Below are 16876 nucleotides of genomic sequence, written 5' to 3'. Positions count from 1 at the left end.
TCCATAGTAAACAACGACTTAGATCGTTGTTTAAGTGGTAAATCTTGGTGGTAAAGTTACTCCTCCAGCAAGCCACAACCAAGACAGCATGTCAGACCACCTTGAGAAGCGCGGGACCAACTTTCTGGCCGTGTTAACCATCCCCAAGGATGTCCGGCCGGCCCTTGGAAAGCTCCGCTTTGTCCAGTCCACCCAGACCAGCAACAGGGCAACGGCAAAGCTCCGCGCCGCCATCTTGGTAGCTGGCTGGAAAGAGGAAATCAAGAAGGCCCGAGGCACCCTCCCCAACGCCAAGGATGACTACTGGTCAGCCCTCCGCAAGAACTACATCCAGGCCCAAGAGGCTGGCGATGATGGCGTGCAGTTTGCTATTCAGGATGAAGCAAAGAAGGCAAGCGCCAAGCTAGCTGACCGGGAGAAAGCTAGCGTTTTGTACCGGGTCGCCACCAACCAAGCCACCCCCCTGGCCCCTCTAGTGAAGACCTGGAAGGAACACCTCCGATTGGCTCCCAAGACAATCGACCAGCAACACAGGGATGTCCTCGGGATGCTGGAGCAGTTCCACAACCTTGAAGACCTCCAGCCACAAGCCGTGAAGGCATGGACCAAGAAGCTGCTAGAGAGCGGCTCCACTGAGTCAAGCCTGGAGCGTATCGCGGGCAGCTGCCGGTCCCTCTGGCGATATCTGCGAGACTCCGAGACTGTCCCGGTGGATGCCCCTGACCCCTTCGCCGGCTCCTTCAAGCTGGCCCGAAAGGTCGCCCCCAGCAATACGGTGGGCAGGCAGCCGTTCACCGCTGCAGAGGTCTCCAAGCTAATCCAAGCGGCTGCCCAGGCTGGAGATCAAGACCTCGCCAACCTGATCCTGCTGGGTGCTTACACTGGTGCCCGCATTGAGGAGCTTTGCAGCCTGACCGTCTCGGACTGCGCTGGAGGCATGCTCACCATCAAGGCATCCAAGACAGGAGCCGGGGTTCGACAGGTGCCGATTCATTCCCTGATCAAGCCCTTGGTGGCATCGATGGGGGAAGCAGCAACCGACACATATTTGGTCCCGTCCTCCGCAGCAGGCAAGTACGGCATCAGGTCTGACCCCTTGTCAAAGCGGTTCGGCAAGCTCAAGGAATCCCTGGAGTTTGGCAAGGCCCATTCCTTCCACTCCATTCGCAAGACTGTCGCCACACTACTGGAGCAGGCTGGAGTTCCTGAGGGTGTCGCCGCTGACATCCTGGGCCACGAGAAGAAGACTATGACCTATGGCCTGTACTCGGGTGGAAGCAGCATACAGGCCAAACGGGATGCTCTAGAGAAGGTGCGGTATCCGGACTAGATCCCTACAAAAGCATTTGGGGGCATCCCCAGGTACTTTTGCTCCACTCAATCCGAACCGCCTTCCAGTTGAATATCCAGGACCAACCAAGGCGTCCAATCCGATTCGCGCTGGTAAGCCGAATGCGATGCACTTAGTACAAGTTCGGCAGACCTCCCAACAGCAGGCTTGTACCCTTTCCGACCTCGATTCCGACCCAACTCAGGTAGTCGATGACGCTGCAATTACCATATCAAGTGCTCGAGGCGCGGCCAGTTTCCAGCGACACAAGGTACTACTTACCGGCACCACAAAGTTCTATCACGCGACACCCTTTTGCACGGCCCGACTGAGCAATTCCGCATTATTTCTCTGAGGCCTTCTTCATAATGCCAATGCACTCATCGTGACTCACTTCGCCAATAGTCATGACATCCCATTTATCCTCAAATTTCATTAGATGCGCCTGCTGATCGCCAGTGTAGCCCCCCATAGAGTTGCGAGCATTCACAGTCAAGCAAGCGGTCTTTTCATTGACTTGGGTGAATTTCCCAAACTTCGCAGAGTCAGGGTCTTTAAGCCGACCTAGAACTGCTTTCTTCGCTTCAGACTCAACTCCCCCACAAGCGGAGAGTAATAAAGCAACAACAACTAAGAGTGATATCTTCTTCACGGCCTTTTGTTACCTTCAATAAATTTATGAACTTAACTCTACCACTGACTTCCCGTCCTGCGAAATAATAAATCCGCGGATTGATGCTGCAGAAACTTGGGCTTGAACTTGAGTTGATCTTGGTTGAGAGCCGACCAGATGGATAAGGAGCACCCCTCCAGAAGCTACGGCGGTTCTTTCATAGATCAGCCGGAGGGTTTCCACTCTTGATTCGACATGATTATCCTCCCCCTGATAAGGAAGAGAGGTAAAGACCATAACTCGATGACGAACGTTAACCAGAAGCAATTTCAGATAATCTTCGACCACATTTTTCATTACACCATAGGGTGACGATGCGCCAACGCCGCCAAGCTCAGATTCAACTCCGACAAAGACACTGAATTCAGCTGACGAAACATTGAGCGTATTTTTCTCAATGATCGACTTTGGATCAAACGCTGCAACCATAATGTCGAGCAAGAATTCACTTCCACTGTCATGGCTACATAAGACGGTATATTTATCAGAATACTGTTTTTTGAAAAATTCTTTAATCGAAACCGTAATTTCGCGAGTCGATTTCGGATTTTCCAGAAGAAGAAAAAATCGAAACTCTTGAAAAATATCGCGGTAAAAAAATTCAGTGGCGGTCATGTTTACAAAGTTAAAATCCACATCCAGAAATAGTTTTATCGGCAGTAGTCAAAAATTGCCACCCTAATTTTTAGAAAAAATAGGATAGACCTTGCTTGACCATAAAATGGTCCTAGCATAGATCTAGAGATAGTACGATGAAAATAAGTCAGAAAAGCAGCTACATCTTTGAGGAAAGAGCCCTAAAGGTTAACTCGCATTTGCCCTCCACCATTACGAAAAAGATTGAACCAATCTTATGCTCTTTCTACTCAACCTGCAGCGAGAGATAGTCACCATTTAGTGCAATGCTGGGCAACGACTATAGCTCGGCCGAATCTGCACCAATCGAATTAATGCCACGCTCGACCTCAAATGTCAGGCTTGGGCATTTGGCAACCTCGGGGCGCTCAGCTAGTTTTTATTGACCATCCGAAACAGTACTGTCGAGCTTGGGGGCCGAATGCGCAATCGAGGGGTGGGCCAACTTTTGCACCAAAATGTCTGAGGACATCCACGGGGTTCATGCATCGCGCCCCCCCCGCTCTGCGTCTCAACCATGTTTGCGCAAGCCAGACTCTGATCCACCGTTCCGACTGAATACTGCACATACAAGCTTGCCGGTTTTTGAGTTCCGGCTGTGGATACGTGTAGGTCGTGCGGTCCTCGCTCGCCCCCCCCCTCGCAAGACTACTCTGCGGCCTTCATTGGCAACTTCGCTGCCGCAGGCATGGGACTTTGTAAAACAGAAAACTAAACAGTCGACCGAGATTGACCAGAAAGACCGGCAGGCTCGAAGCAATTGTTACAGAGTTGCTGCTTAACATAGGCCGGATGCATAGTATCGACAGGTTTCTTGCAAACCGGACATGAAAATGCCTCACCAATGTGCATTTGGAATTTCTGCAAAAATGAATCCGAGATAACTATGCGCCTTATTTGCCGCATATCATCCTGCACAGATATATTATCCAAAGATGCATGATTCAAATTCGCCCTAGTTATATTCAAATGATTGTAGCATCCATAGTCAATGAAGTAAACATTGAACGACTCACCAGGAATATCTTGATGAGAGTATCCTTTTTTCCGCAGATGCAATACTCGGAAGTCAATAAGGCTCAAAATGTGAGGATTCGAAGAGTGCTTTTCACTAAGCATGAAGTGACTAGACTTTTTCTTCATAACAATTTCTTCAACAATCGCTTGAAGGAGCACCTTATCTGACATGTGCTCGTCTATTTGCTTCTTCTTGTCAGTCTCATACCAACCCGAGGTTGCCATTCGGACATTCTTTACAGAAATATGCCGCAATGAAGAGGATTTAAACTGATCATAAGAGTGTATAAATAGATTAATAAAATCTCTAGGTATGCCGGCGCTCGCAATACACAACTCTCCCAACGCCTTATTTGTCAGAAAAGCATTTATGAACGTAGACTCTGTTTTATTATTTGTTTTTAAGATGCCTTCCACTACTACAGGGTCGATAGCGTACAGATGCCTATGCAACAAGTCATTGAAGAAATCTCTAGTCTTGTTTTTTTCGATTTCGAATACATATCGATTATCCAGTTGATAACCGAAAATATCACCACCATCCTCGAGGCCGTAAAATTTCCCAGGCGTTCTATGCCCTAAATCAGTTCGATTTGGAATGGCTCCAATTTTAAAACTGAACTTACTAGAAATGAACACCCTTTTAATCAGTTCGGCCAAGTGTTTTTGAACATCAGATGGAATCTCCGACCATTCGTCAATGAGGCATATCGCACGGCTTAAGTCTAACCACTCAATTAAGGCCTGCAAGGACGATGATATTTCCTGGATACTGACATATCGAATGTCTGCCTTCACCTCTGTCTGCTTTCCAGAAGACTTACCGCCGGCAGAAATTTTCGGATTGGCCGCCACTTCCAACTGAAACTCCGACCCCGAGTTTCTCTCCTCAGTAATCGCAATACTACCTAGCCGCCTGAGGGACCGTCCAGAAAATTCAAGGTTGATTTTTCTCAGTTGATCTTCAATCCGCCTGACCGCATCACTATCCAACGGGTCCGCATTCAATGGGATGATTTGGTCTCGACCAAAAATCAATCGAACGTTTATAGAGAATGCGTCAATCATTGACTGCACGATTCCCTGGAAAATAAGAAGCGCAGACTCTTCAGAAGTAGCCACTGAACTATTTATTAGCGGCAGGATGTTTCTTGCGTCAATGTAAACACAAAGTCTTCGCCCATTTTCAAAGTCAGCATTTATTTTTTCTTGAAGCGCCTTAAGCAGATGCGTTTTTCCCGATCCTCGGCGGCCGTATATTGCTTGATTATTTACATTATCAATACACTCTAGAGCTTCATCACCAGCATACAAATCCAAATAATTGGATGCAGTAATGTTCTCCGCGCGAATAACATCAGCCAGTCGAGCAATAAGTCCTCGAACGGATTTATCATTTATTTTCATTACACCCCCCTTGATTTTAATTTAAGAAAAATCGCACTAATGATTAGTGCCTGCTTAGTCTAGTGCAAAAACATTGGCAAATCGAGCCTGAGTGCCGTCTGCGCAACATGCGGTAAACAGGGAGGGGTGCGAAGAAGGTATTCAATAAGTAAGCTGCCAAGTTTTTCACTAAAAATGTCCGAGGGTATCTACGAAGCTCTTGCACCTGACTCCCCCCCGTATCCCCATCCACTAGCGGACTCTGCCAAGTGCCTCTGCGGGATCAAATAATCCCAGCCAATTGATGCCCCATAACTTAGGCTGGTCGAAAAACATCCGATTGACTCGCCCCTCTCACCTATCTCTTATTGACTAGCTAGTGGAGACATGTCGCTCGATGCGCATAAAGAGATCTCGCGTCAACAAAGCTCGATTCCGGGAGAAGCACGGTTCTAGCTTGAATGCCAACAAGTGGTCACTTGTTGACGGTCGGCTAGTACTCGCTTGGAAACAGCAAGCAGGTTGATTCCCTATGGTTGTCAGCGGCCTCTGACTCAGTCACGGCCTCCGTGATGATCCAAACCGTGCGCCCCTCCATTCGATAGCTGGACAGAATGCGCCCGCCGTTCTTGATGGCTTCATCGTTGGCGCGGGCGTCCTCGGGCGGCACGTCACCCCACTGGCCGCGCACGTGCAGCCGCAGGTACTCCATCGCGTTGATGCCGTGGCGGTTGAAGAAGTTGCAGGCGGCGTTGGTTGCGACAATCAGGCCAAGCCCGAACCGGGGTGGCCCGAACTCGGCGTCGGCAGCATTGTCCAAAGCTTCAGTTATGCCGGGAGTGGGGTCAGTGTGCATCGAGGGCTCCTTGATGGTTGCGCCGCACTGCATTGGCACCGACCATGCAAAGAGCCACGGCCGCTTGCGCAGTCGTGGCTCTTGATGGGATCGGCTGTTGGTGGCGCCCTGGTATGGCGCGGCACGGCGCGCAAACGGCGCCGCAAAGTCAGTTTATCGATACCGATCAGGCGGGTCATGTTTACTAATACTTTGGCTGCGCCGAAACAGATTCCAGCGAATGACGACGCTAGAGCTGAGCCTGCAATGCCACTGCAGGCTTTTCAGCCAAATCATTAGGCTCTGGCATGGAACTCACGCGGTCCCGTGGGCTCGGAGCACTTACCATTCCCCCTTTTACGCAAGGGGAGATTGGAATTGACAACAAAGACGATATTGGACGTGTGGGGCATAAGTGCCGAGTACCTCACCGACCTTGTAAACACAAACCCTAGCCTGCGCGGAATGATCGTGGGCTACATCGCCGAGCGGAAGCTCAAGGAACTCTTCGACCATCACAACCGGACCGAGGCGCACCGGAAAGACGACGACCACGATCGGACGAAAAAGGGCGACCTAGTGGTGACCTACAAGGGCGAGGAATTTCGCATCGAGGTCAAATCGCTACAGACAAACCAAGTCGAAGTGCTCCTGCCCGATGGCAACTGGCTGCGGCTTATGGCGAAGAAGGAGGTCGGCCGCAAGGCATCCCCGGGCTTGACCAAAGCGGGCAAGCCACGGAAGGGAGCCGCCATCTTCAAGTGGGTGCTAGATGAGCGATACACGGCGCTGCCCGAGAAATTCAAGAAAGAGACTAGCTATCGCGGTGCATTCCAGTGCGATGCCAGTGACCGACGCAAGCTTCCACTTGCGAATGGTGAGGTGGTAGAGACTACGCTCCTAAAGGTGGGCGAGTTCGATATTGTCGCGGCCGGCATCTTCGGCTTTCGTGGCGAATGGGAATTCGGATTTGCACTGAACGAGGACCTGCCTCGCAGTACCCACGGCAGCTACTCAAATGAAGTGCGCGAGCAACTCATCGCCTCGCTGATCCCGGTTACGTTGCCACTGAACGCTCCGTTCGTGAGCGACCCGTTCGAGCTGTTGGACAAGCTCCTCGAACGTCGGCTGGCCGCAAAGGGTGCAAACGAGCCTACCTAGGCTTAGGCGCGGTAACGACCGACGAGAGCTTGACCTTCCTTTTCTGGAACACGAGGAAGTAGGAGTGGTTCTTCCGAGCGTGGGCTTGCTTGATAAGGCGACTCACGCCTGCTTTGTTGGATCTAACGACTACAAACAAGTCTTTTGTATAGAAACCCATCGACTCGTATGCGGTGATGAGTTCAACATGGGTCAAGCGCTGCTTGTTGGCGCTGACCTCATCTTGACACTTCACGATGAAGATGCCGTCCCTCTTGAGTGCTCGTTCAGCCTCCCAGCCAGCACGAACATACATATCAACTACTGCGTCGTGCCACTTCGGAGCCCCCTCTTCGGGGGCTTCGATTGCGCGCCCGTTGGAATAATGATGTCTGAACGCCGCGTGAGTTCCTCCGCCCGCCAAATGGTCTGTGTCTCCACGATAGAAGCCCTCCATGTAGGGTGGGTCTAGCACTAGGCCATCGAGAGAGTTGTCGCCATATGGCAAGGCGCGACAGTCCACACCGTCCTTGATTTCGATCTGCGACAGTTCCTTGCGCTGAGGCTTGGCTGCTATGTCTGAAGCAAGCAACGTGTAGCGGCTCAGGTCAATCTCGGTCCAGAACGCACCCTTACCGTAGGTAACGTCTGCGATGATGCCGCCGTCGGGCATATGCAGGTCGAGAATCTGCCTGAATACTGGCGCGTTGTCTGATACGTAGGCCGAGAAGACAAGATCGGTCGTGGCTTCGCCGCCCGCCACCCGCTTGGGCTTTCGCACCGGCGCCTCAGGCTCCAGTAACTCCACTTGCTTCATCAGCATCATTTGTCCTGAACAATTCTTAGCCTGGCATTTGCCAAGCAACTTTGCTGTATTTTCCCACGCGCAGCATCCACTAGAACATGCAGGCTCCTTGCCCCCTTAAAGGAAAGGCTCCTTGAAATCCTGAGTCTCGCGCCGGCAGTGCGCCGCCATGACCATGAAGCCGGACGCAATGTCCCCAAGTTCCGCCATCAGGTAGCCCAGGCTTTCAAGGCAGTCTGCCCCTATGGAGCCATCCTCAATGGCCACCCCAGAGTGGGCAATGAGACTGCCAATGGCGGTAAGGCCTTGATGAATGACCCGCATAGTCATCTCCGCGTCGTCGCGGATCGCTACGAAGAGATGTGGGTCAGCTGCGGTGTAGTCCACCATGCGCTCGTCCGTCACCGGCAGGCATGGCAACTGATTCAGCAGGCTGCGCATTGGCCGGATCGCTTGCATTCTGGTGTGCATGGTGGGCGTCCGGCTCTGCTTATTTGCTGCTACGGATCGGCGTGGTGCCGGGGCGCTGCGTGATCTCCAAGTACCAGGCTGGCTTCAGATTTAGATGGCTCAAGTCGATCGTGATGTGCTGGTCAGGCGTTAGCCAGTTGGCGGGATCAATCACATAGCCGAAAGCTGGCGTCTTCTCGGAAGCCCGGACTTGGTGGAACACCACGTGCCGACAGGCCTCGCTGTGCTTGTCGTAGTCCACGCAAAGAACGGCTACCTCGGGCAACGCATTGGTCGCGGTCAAATCCTTGTACTCGCTTACGGCTAGGGGACTGAGGTTGAAGGCAATCTGCCTAAACAACATGTCTGACATGAAGAATGGACCGTTGGCCGGCATGCCCAGGGTGACGGCCATCTTCTTGACGTCCTCCATGGACTTGCCACACAAGATGGCCGCACAGGCCAGCAAGTCGTCGTGGGTGCCCTTCATTTCGACCCGCTTGAACGGGGACACGAAACCGGGCGGGAGTTGTCCGTTGTTGGTCTTGGCGCTTGCCATTTCTGTTTCCTATTTGGAGTTGAAGAGGCGGCGGTGCAATGCAGCGGCTCACCTGGCCGGTGTTGGCGAGGTGAGCAGGCAATTGGGTGGAGGGGGTGGGCGGAAGCGCCCTACTCGACTTCGTGCTGGGCGCTGCATGGCGCCGACGCGCCGGCCAAGCAGAACGCATGGCACGGCTCGCAAATGCTAGCCGGGTTCAGTGAACGGGCCAACGAACAAAATACTTCGCGCTATGGCGAGTTCCGATTCGGCAGAGCCTTGCGGACATGTCCCCGAGCAACCCAACAGCACCGGGTCTCGCCCTGTCGACCAGCCAAGCCGCGGCCTGACCGTGTAAACAAAAACGCCGCATCGACAAAGCCGATGCGGCGTTCTGTGAGTTGACTTGTGAGTCGGTGACTGTTAGGCTAAAAAACCTCTACAAATCAACGACTTACAGTAACACTTGGAGGAGAGGGGGGGATTCGAACCCCCGAGACGTTTCCGTCCGCCTGATTTCGAGTCAGGTACATTCAACCACTCTGCCACCTCTCCGAATTCCGGTGCTCGCCGTGGTGCTAGCGAGTAAGCCGACTAGTATAGCGGACTTTTTCAGGTTTCAAGAAATTTTGTGTCAGGCACGCAAGATTTCTTGACCACCCAAGTACGGGCGCAGGACCGCGGGCACGGTGATGCTGCCATCGGCGTTCTGATAGTTCTCGAGCACCGCCACCAAGGTGCGGCCCACCGCCAGGCCCGAACCATTCAAGGTGTGAACCAACTCGTTCTTGCCTTGTGCGTTCTTGAAGCGCGCCTGCATGCGGCGGGCTTGGAAGGCGCCCATATTCGAGCAGGAGCTGATCTCGCGGTAGGTGTTTTGCGCCGGTACCCAGACTTCCAAGTCATAGGTCTTGACCGCACCAAAACCCATATCGCCGCTGCACAGCAGCACGGTGCGATAAGGCAGTTCCAGCTTTTGCAGAATCGCCTCAGCGTGCAAGGTCATCTCTTCCAAGGCCGCCATGCTGTGGTCGGGATGTTCGATGCGAACCATTTCGACCTTGTCGAACTGGTGCTGACGGATCAGGCCGCGGGTGTCGCGGCCGGCGCTGCCGGCTTCCGAGCGGAAGCACGGGCTGTGCGCGGTCAGCTTGATCGGCAACTCAGCGGCGTCCAAGACCTGCTCGCGCACCGTATTGGTCAAAGAGATTTCCGAGGTGGAGATCAGGTACTGCTCCTGCGCCTGATCATCGCCACCGCGCAGCACCCAGAACATGTCTTCCTTGAACTTGGGCAGCTGGCCGGTGCCTTCCAAGACTTCACGATTGACGATATAGGGCGTGTAGCACTCGGTGTAGCCGTGCTCTTCGGTCTGGGTGTCCAGCATGAACTGGGCCAGCGCACGGTGCAGGCGCGCCACCTTGCCCTTCAAGAAGCTGAAGCGCGAGCCGCTGAGCTTGGCACCGGTCTCAAAGTCCAGGCCCAAAGCCGCGCCGACGTCCACATGGTCGCGCACTTCAAAGTCAAAAGTGCGCGGCGTTCCCCAGCGGCGCACTTCCACATTGCCACTCTCATCTGCGCCCACAGGCACGCTGTCATCCGGCAGATTGGGCACGCTCATCAGCATGGTGCTGAGTTCAGCCTGAATGGCCTCGAGTCGCTCCGCAGCGGCCTTCAATTCATCGCCAATGCCACCCACCTCAGCCATCACGGCCGATGCGTCTTCGCCCTTGCCTTTCAGCATGCCGATCTGCTTAGACAAGCTGTTACGGCGGCTCTGCAACTCTTCGGTGCGCATTTGCACGCCCTTGCGCTCATTCTCCAGAGCGCTGTAGCGCTCCACATCCAAAAACGCTTGCGGATTCTTGCGGGTGTTCAGGCGCGCGACCACGGCGTCCAGGTCTTTGCGCAGCAGGGTGATGTCTAGCATGTTGAGGATCCTTGAAACTGGTTCGATTCTATGAAAGCAAAAACGGCGCCGGTCGAAGGACTCGGGCGCCGCTGATCTAGCGTTACGCCTGCGTCAAGATCGAGACGCGTCCAGCTCTGCCATCGACTTGTCGCCGAGGCCCATAGGCAGCGGGAAGCGCACATGCTCTTCCACACCGGGCAGGCTGCGCACCGTGGTGGCGCCCAGCTCACGCAGGCGGGCAATCACAGCCTGCACCAGCACGTCCGGTGCTGAAGCGCCGGCCGTCAAACCGACACGGCTGCGCCCCTCCAGCCATTCGGCTTGCAGATCTTCGGCGGCGTCCACCATGAAGCCAGGCGTGCCCAGTCGCTCGGCCAACTCACGCAATCGGTTGCTGTTGGAACTGGTCGGGCTGCCGACCACGATCACCACATCGACCTGCGGCGCCAAGACCTTGACGGCGTCTTGGCGGTTCTGGGTGGCGTAGCAAATGTCTTGTTTCTTGGGTTCACGCACTTGTGGGAAATGCGTTTTGACGGCTTGCAAGATTTCGGCCGCGTCGTCCACGCTCAGCGTGGTTTGCGTCACCACCGCCAAGCGGCTGGGATCTTTGACTCGCACATGCGGCACATCGCTGGCTTCTTCGACCAGATAGATGCCCTCGCTCAACTGGCCCATGGTGCCTTCCACCTCGGGGTGACCTTTGTGGCCAATCATGATGAACTCGTAGCCCTCGCGGTGCAGCTTGGCCACTTCCACATGAACCTTGGTGACCAAGGGGCAAGTCGCATCAAACACCTGGAAGCCGCGCGCGGCCGCCTCGGCCCGCACCGCCTGACTGACCCCGTGCGCACTGAACACCAGCGTGGCGCCAGGCGGCACTTCGGCCAGGTCTTCGATGAAGATGGCGCCACGCGCCTTCAAATCATTGACCACATAGGTGTTGTGCACGATTTCATGGCGCACATAGATGGGCGAACCGAACTTGATCAGCGCGCGCTCGACGATCTCAATCGCCCGGTCCACACCGGCGCAAAAACCACGCGGCTCGGCCAACAGCACTTCTTGGGCTTGCATCTCAACGCTCATCTCAAATCACCCCGATCACATGCACTTCAAAGCTGACCGGCTGGCCAGCGAGCGGATGGTTGAAGTCGAACAACATCCAGTCCTCGCCCAGCTCTCGCACGGTGCCGGTGAAGTTGCCTTGGCCGTCGGGCGTTGGGAACTGCACCACATCGCCCACGACGTATTGCTCGTCCGGATCGCCAAACTCATGCAACAAGCTGGTCTTGACGCGCTGCAGCATGTCCGGGTTGTGCGGCCCAAAGGCCTCGCCGGGGGCCAACTCGATTTGGGTGCGCACGCCCTCCTCCAAGCCGATCAAACGGGCCTCGATGGCCGGCGACAACTGGCCGCTGCCCAGCGACAGCGTGGCCGGCTTTTCATTGAAGGTATTGATGACGTCACTGCCATCCGGGCCAGCCAGTCGGTAATGCAAGGTCAAAAAGGAACCGGCTTGAATGAGATTCATGGAAACAATATTGGCTAGACTGCCAGGATTTTAGGGCCTCGCTGCTTTGGCTTCGTCGGTCTGCGAAGATTGCCTTTCTGGATGCCTGTGGATTGCCGGGAATTGACGCCCTGCCTTTGCTACATCCTCTGCCGTACCTCGCCCCTTGCCATGCCCTTAACTCACCTCCCGCCCGACGCCCGCCCGCGCGAAAAACTGCTGGCACGCGGGCCGCAGGCCTTGGCAGATGCCGAATTGCTGGCGCTTTTGCTGCGCACCGGCATCCAGGGCACGCCGGTCTTGCAACTGGCGCAAAACCTGCTCGATCAATTCAAGGGTTGGCATGGCCTCTTGCACGCCAGCGTCAGCGATCTGGCTTGCATCAAGGGCTTAGGACCGGCCAAACGTGCAGAAATCGCCGCCGTGCTGGAGATCGCCCGCCGTTCGCTGCTGCAAGAGTTGGCGCAGCAACCGGTGTTCGACTCACCCGATTCGGTCAAGCAATTCATCCGACTGAAACTGGCCGGCCTGCCACATGAAGTGTTTGCCGTGATGTTTTTGGATGCCCAACACCGCTTGATTGCCATGGAAGAAATGTTTCGCGGCACCCTGACGCAAACCTCGGTTTACCCCAGAGAAGTCATCAAACGCAGCCTGGACTTGGGCGCGGCTGCCGTCATCCTGGCGCACAACCACCCCTCCGGCGTGGCCGAACCTTCGCGTGCGGATGAGATGCTGACTGACGCGCTGCGCAGCGCGCTGGCCTTGGTAGATATGCGGGTGCTTGACCATTTGGTGGTGGGCTGCGGCGAGGTGGTGTCTTTTGCCGAACGGGGGCTGATGTGAAGCACCGCCCACGGGCCCCGCAAAAATCCACGTCCGACTCGGCGCTGCACAGCCTGCAAGACCTCAAACTGCTGCAACGCGAACTGGCCCTGCAACGCAAACGGGCCGAAGAAGAGCGCGAGCGCCAAGCGGCGGCGCAACGCTTGGCGGAACAAGAGCGCCGGGTGTTTGAGCTCAGCGTCGGTGCGGTCACGCCCTTGCCAGACAAGCAACGCGTGCAACACACACCGATGCGCCCACCGCCAGAGCCCTTGCAGCGCGAGGCCGACGAGCGCCAGGTCTTGCTACAAGCTTTGTCGGACGATTTCGATGTGGAGTCGCTGCTGGAGACCGACGACAGCCTGTCCTTCCGCCGGCCAGAAATCAGCCAAGAAGTGGTGCGCAAACTGCGTCGCGGCCATTGGAGCTTGCAGGCGCAGTTGGATCTGCATGGTTTGCGTCGCGACCAAGCTCGGGAGGCGCTGGGCACTTTCGTCCAAGACAGCGCCAAGCGCGGCCTGCGCTGCGTTCGCGTGGTGCATGGCAAAGGCAATGGCTCGCCAGGCCGGGAACCGGTGCTGAAAGCGCGGGTGCGCCGCTGGCTGGTGCAAAAGCAGCAGGTGCTGGCCTTCGTCCAGGCGCGCGCCAGCGACGGGGGCACCGGCGCCTTGATGGTCTTGCTGCAGCAAGTGGATTGAGGAGGCGGGACAATCCGCCAATGCAAGACACCCAAGCCAATACGCAAGAACCCGCCACCACCCTGTTTGAACTTCTCGGTGGCGAGCCTGGCATCCGCGAACTGGTGGACCAGTTCTATGACCGCATGGAGCTGGAGCCCCACTACGCGCTGCTGCGCTCGCTCCACCCCAGCACGCTGGAGGAATCACGCAACAAGCTGCATTGGTTTTTATGCGGCTGGAGCGGCGGGCCCGATTTGTACATCGAGCGTTTTGGCCACCCACGCCTGCGCGCCCGTCACCTGCCCTATTCCATCGGCATTGCTGAACGGGACCAATGGATGGCCTGCATGATCGAAGCCATGCAGGCTTGCGCGCTGCCCGAGCCTTTGCAGCAAAGGCTAGCGGAGTCTTTTTATGGCACCGCCGACTGGATGCGTAATCGGGGCGGCTGAGCGGGCTTTGAAACCTAGCCCCAGCGGCCGTCTCAGCCCAAAAGCTTGCTCGCCAAGGCCTTGATGGCTTGGGCGGCATCGCAGCCGGGGTAATGCTCGAGCACCAACTGGCGCTTGAGCACCGCTTGGCGAACAGATTGGTCGCTCTTGACCTCGCCCAGCAATTCCAGCTTGAAGGTTTGCCCAGGCTTAGAGCCTACAAAGCGTTGCAAGACCTGCTGCAGCTGGCCGCAGATCAGCTTGCCCTCGCCCACCCGGTTGGCTTGATTGACCAGCAAACCGACTTCACGCCGGTTTTGCTGGGTGGCCAGTACCTTGATGGTGGCGTAAGCATCCGTCAAAGACGTGGGTTCGGGCGTGGCCACCACCAAGACATCGGTGGCCAGAGAAATCGCGAACAAGACGACGTCGGAAATACCGGCGCCAGTGTCCAAGAGCACCCAATCAAAGCGCGGTTTGACCAGGTCGACGATGTGCAGCAGCTTGTCGCGCACATCGGGTGTCAGGCGCGAGTACTCCACCATGCCGGAGCCGGCCAAGAGCACAGAAAAGCCCCCGGGCGCGGGCAAAATCGCCTGCTCCAGCGTGGCCTTTTCGGTGAACACATCGTGCAGGGTCAACTTGGGGTGCAGATTCAGCACCACATCCAGATTGGCCAAGCCGAGGTCAGCGTCCAGCACCAAGACTTTTTGGCCACGCGCCGCCAATGCAGCGGCCAGATTGGCCGTAACAAAGGTCTTGCCTACGCCGCCTTTGCCGCTGGTCACTGCCAAAGTACGCGCGCCACCCTTGGACGCGAGGGGCCGGGACATGGCCTGCGCGAGTGGCGCAGCGCCGGATGCAGCAGGATCAGATGTCGTACTCATTCACTTTCCTGTTGCGTTACAGCAAACAACATGCCTTTTTCCTCGGCGCTGACCAAGGAATCCACCTGCGACTCCAGGCAGGCGCGGTTACGACCCTCAGCTTTGGCGCGGTAGAGCTGACGATCGGCTCGCTCCATCCAAAGCAGCGAAGACGAGCGCACCCACTGCGGCGCGAACGCACCGCCCAAGCTGATCGTCACCGCCAAAATCTGGCCTGAAGCCACTTCAATACGCAATTCAGACACTCGCTCTCGCAAACGCTCGGCCACCATGGCGCCAAAGCTGGCAGCACATTTCGGCAGCACGATCGCAAATTCTTCGCCGCCCACACGCGCCACCGTGTCCATGGGGCGCACCACTTGATTCAAAGCACCCGCCACGGCCTGGATCACCAAATCTCCAGCGGCATGGCCATAGGTGTCATTGACGGCCTTGAAATGGTCAATGTCGACGGTTAACAACAGGGCCGACTCGCCGGAGCGCGCCACCCGATCGACCTCGCGCGACAGCGCCATTTCGAAACTGCGGCGGTTCACCAGGCCGGTGAGGGCATCCTTGCTGGATAAATCACACAAGGCGTCAATCACGCCCTGCATCCAGGCCTCACCATAGGGTTCGGACTCAGGCAGCAAAGCCCCCGCCTGCTGCAGCAGCTGCAGGGCGAGGTCGAGCCGCAATCGGCGGGCGTCCAGAAGAACGGGTTGTGGGCTTGATTCCAAGATAGTCCAAGGCAAGTACGGCTTCAGTCTAGCAGTGGGGTGTCTGTCGCTGAAACTCAAACAAGGCCGCAATGCAGGCCTTGTTTGCTCTATGCTGGAGGCGGTTCACGGACCACACTTGACGCCGATGCAAAATCAGATCCCGAGCTGTTCAACAGTTCAGGGACTATCAACCGAGCTCATCACATGCCCGCTGTTCCAAGCGCCTCAGGCGCAGAAGTGATTGACCACGAGTTCAGTTTCAGCCGCGCCGACTTCGACCGCGTGCGGGAGTTGATCTACAAGCACGCTGGCATCAGCCTGCATGACGGCAAGCACGCCATGGTCTACAGCCGCCTCTCGCGCCGGCTGCGCGACACCGGCCACAAGTCATTTGCCGCCTACCTGCAGTGGCTGGAGAACGTCACCGGCCCGCAAGGCGCCCAGGAATGGCAAGAGTTCGTCAATTGCCTGACCACCAATCTGACCTCCTTCTTCCGCGAGGAGCACCATTTCCACGCCTTGGCCGATGACCTCAAGCCGCTTGCAGGCAAGCCGGTTCGCATTTGGTGTTGCGCGGCGTCCACGGGCGAAGAGCCCTATTCAATCGCTATCAGCTGCAGCGAAGCGCTCGGCAGCAATGCGCAGGTGCAAATCACCGCCAGCGATATTGATACCAATGTGCTGAACACCGCCAAGCGCGGCGTCTATAACGCCGACGCCCGGGGGCTGGACCAAACCCGCCTGCGCAACTTCTTCATGAAGGGCACCGGGACGAATTCGGGGCGCATTCGTGTCAAGCCGGAATTGCAGCGCTGGATCGACTTCCGCCCCCTCAATTTGATGGACGCGCAGTGGTCACTGGGCGACCCCTTTCACATCGTGTTCTGTCGCAACGTCATGATTTACTTTGACGCGCCGACACAGCGCAAAGTCTTGGAACGCATCCACAAGGTGATGCGGCCGCATGGACTGCTGTTCGTCGGCCACTCGGAGAATTTCACCGAGTCGCGAGATCTGTTCCGCCTGCGCGGCAAGACGATTTACGAGCGCGTTTGAAGTACACGCACTCCCCTCAGATCGCCCCTCAAGTCCAACAAACAGCGGCCGATACAAAAAT

The 16876-nt window shown here is 56.1% G+C and carries 18 protein-coding genes and 1 tRNA gene; 6 read left to right on the top strand and 13 right to left on the bottom strand.

From position 1 onward, the window contains the following. The first annotated feature begins 88 nt into the window (after positions 1–88). On the top strand, positions 89–1330 hold the full coding sequence (locus LNV06_RS19780) for a tyrosine-type recombinase/integrase (RefSeq protein WP_263540006.1): 1242 nt from the start codon (positions 89–91) through the stop codon (positions 1328–1330). A gap of 343 nt (positions 1331–1673) precedes the next feature. Here the strand turns inward: LNV06_RS19780 and LNV06_RS19775 are convergent, their stop codons facing one another. The 4 genes from LNV06_RS19775 to LNV06_RS19760 form a co-directional block, all read right to left on the bottom strand. Beyond that, on the bottom strand, positions 1674–1982 hold the full coding sequence (locus tag LNV06_RS19775; RefSeq protein ID WP_263540005.1) for a hypothetical protein: 309 nt from the start codon (positions 1980–1982) through the stop codon (positions 1674–1676). Between the two features lie 24 nt (positions 1983–2006). Next, positions 2007–2618, bottom strand: a complete 612-nt coding sequence (locus tag LNV06_RS19770) for a hypothetical protein (protein ID WP_263540004.1) — start codon at positions 2616–2618, stop codon at positions 2007–2009. A gap of 732 nt (positions 2619–3350) precedes the next feature. After that, positions 3351–5063 carry an ORC-CDC6 family AAA ATPase gene (locus LNV06_RS19765; protein WP_263540003.1) on the bottom strand — a complete coding sequence of 571 codons (1713 nt, stop codon included), beginning with the start codon at positions 5061–5063 and terminating at the stop codon, positions 3351–3353. Between the two features lie 472 nt (positions 5064–5535). Beyond that, positions 5536–5898, bottom strand: a complete 363-nt coding sequence (locus tag LNV06_RS19760; RefSeq protein ID WP_263540002.1) for a hypothetical protein — start codon at positions 5896–5898, stop codon at positions 5536–5538. A 357-nt stretch (positions 5899–6255) separates the two neighbouring features. Here LNV06_RS19760 and LNV06_RS19755 point away from each other — a divergent pair, with 357 nt between their 5' ends. Beyond that, on the top strand, positions 6256–7038 hold the full coding sequence (locus LNV06_RS19755) for a hypothetical protein (protein WP_263540001.1): 783 nt from the start codon (positions 6256–6258) through the stop codon (positions 7036–7038). Here LNV06_RS19755 and LNV06_RS19750 read toward each other — a convergent pair. From LNV06_RS19750 to LNV06_RS19720, 7 genes are all read right to left on the bottom strand, one after another. Further along, positions 7031–7843: a hypothetical protein gene (locus LNV06_RS19750; protein WP_263540000.1), complete on the bottom strand. Its 813-nt coding sequence runs from the start codon at positions 7841–7843 to the stop codon at positions 7031–7033. The two genes, LNV06_RS19755 and LNV06_RS19750, sit on opposite strands and share 8 nt — an antisense overlap. Positions 7844–7939: 96 nt before the next feature. Next, positions 7940–8293, bottom strand: coding sequence for a hypothetical protein (locus LNV06_RS19745; RefSeq protein ID WP_263539999.1), 354 nt, complete (start codon positions 8291–8293; stop codon positions 7940–7942). A 19-nt stretch (positions 8294–8312) separates the two neighbouring features. Next, positions 8313–8831, bottom strand: coding sequence for a hypothetical protein (locus LNV06_RS19740; RefSeq protein ID WP_263539998.1), 519 nt, complete (start codon positions 8829–8831; stop codon positions 8313–8315). A gap of 446 nt (positions 8832–9277) precedes the next feature. Continuing rightward, positions 9278–9365 (bottom strand) — tRNA-Ser (locus LNV06_RS19735). Positions 9366–9444: 79 nt separating this feature from the next. Further along, entirely contained in the window at positions 9445–10740 is a 1296-nt protein-coding gene (serS, locus tag LNV06_RS19730) for a serine--tRNA ligase (protein WP_263539997.1), read from the bottom strand. 93 nt (positions 10741–10833) lie between these two features. After that, positions 10834–11799: a 4-hydroxy-3-methylbut-2-enyl diphosphate reductase gene (gene ispH / locus LNV06_RS19725; protein WP_263539996.1), complete on the bottom strand. Its 966-nt coding sequence runs from the start codon at positions 11797–11799 to the stop codon at positions 10834–10836. A 13-nt stretch (positions 11800–11812) separates the two neighbouring features. After that, positions 11813–12256: an FKBP-type peptidyl-prolyl cis-trans isomerase gene (locus LNV06_RS19720; protein WP_263539995.1), complete on the bottom strand. Its 444-nt coding sequence runs from the start codon at positions 12254–12256 to the stop codon at positions 11813–11815. A 150-nt stretch (positions 12257–12406) separates the two neighbouring features. On the opposite strand from LNV06_RS19720, the gene radC reads away from it, so the two are divergent. Genes radC through LNV06_RS19705 form a run of 3 tightly spaced genes read left to right on the top strand, consistent with a single transcriptional unit; the run spans position 12407 to position 14192 of the window. Further along, positions 12407–13081: a RadC family protein gene (gene radC / locus LNV06_RS19715; RefSeq protein WP_263539994.1), complete on the top strand. Its 675-nt coding sequence runs from the start codon at positions 12407–12409 to the stop codon at positions 13079–13081. Then, entirely contained in the window at positions 13078–13758 is a 681-nt protein-coding gene (locus LNV06_RS19710; RefSeq protein ID WP_263539993.1) for a Smr/MutS family protein, read from the top strand. The genes radC and LNV06_RS19710 overlap by 4 nt, the downstream gene beginning before the upstream one ends. 20 nt (positions 13759–13778) lie before the next feature. Continuing rightward, a complete protein-coding gene (locus LNV06_RS19705; RefSeq protein WP_263539992.1) occupies positions 13779–14192 on the top strand; it encodes a group II truncated hemoglobin in 414 nt (137 codons plus the stop codon). Between the two features lie 32 nt (positions 14193–14224). Here LNV06_RS19705 and LNV06_RS19700 read toward each other — a convergent pair whose 3' ends face one another. Both LNV06_RS19700 and LNV06_RS19695 read right to left on the bottom strand, forming a co-directional pair. Continuing rightward, positions 14225–15058: a MinD/ParA family protein gene (locus tag LNV06_RS19700; protein ID WP_411970139.1), complete on the bottom strand. Its 834-nt coding sequence runs from the start codon at positions 15056–15058 to the stop codon at positions 14225–14227. Next, positions 15055–15735 carry a GGDEF domain-containing protein gene (locus LNV06_RS19695; protein ID WP_263539991.1) on the bottom strand — a complete coding sequence of 227 codons (681 nt, stop codon included), beginning with the start codon at positions 15733–15735 and terminating at the stop codon, positions 15055–15057. The genes LNV06_RS19700 and LNV06_RS19695 overlap by 4 nt, the downstream gene beginning before the upstream one ends. Before the next feature lie 228 nt (positions 15736–15963). On the opposite strand from LNV06_RS19695, the gene LNV06_RS19690 reads away from it, so the two are divergent. Continuing rightward, positions 15964–16815 carry a CheR family methyltransferase gene (locus LNV06_RS19690; RefSeq protein WP_263539990.1) on the top strand — a complete coding sequence of 284 codons (852 nt, stop codon included), beginning with the start codon at positions 15964–15966 and terminating at the stop codon, positions 16813–16815. Positions 16816–16876 lie beyond the last annotated feature (61 nt).

The sequence above is a fragment of the Paucibacter sp. Y2R2-4 genome (assembly GCF_025717535.1).
In the GTDB taxonomy this organism is placed as follows: Bacteria; Pseudomonadota; Gammaproteobacteria; order Burkholderiales; family Burkholderiaceae_C; genus Paucibacter_A.
Note: the sequence above shows the minus strand (reverse complement) of the source record. Positions and strands in the feature narration are given on the sequence as shown.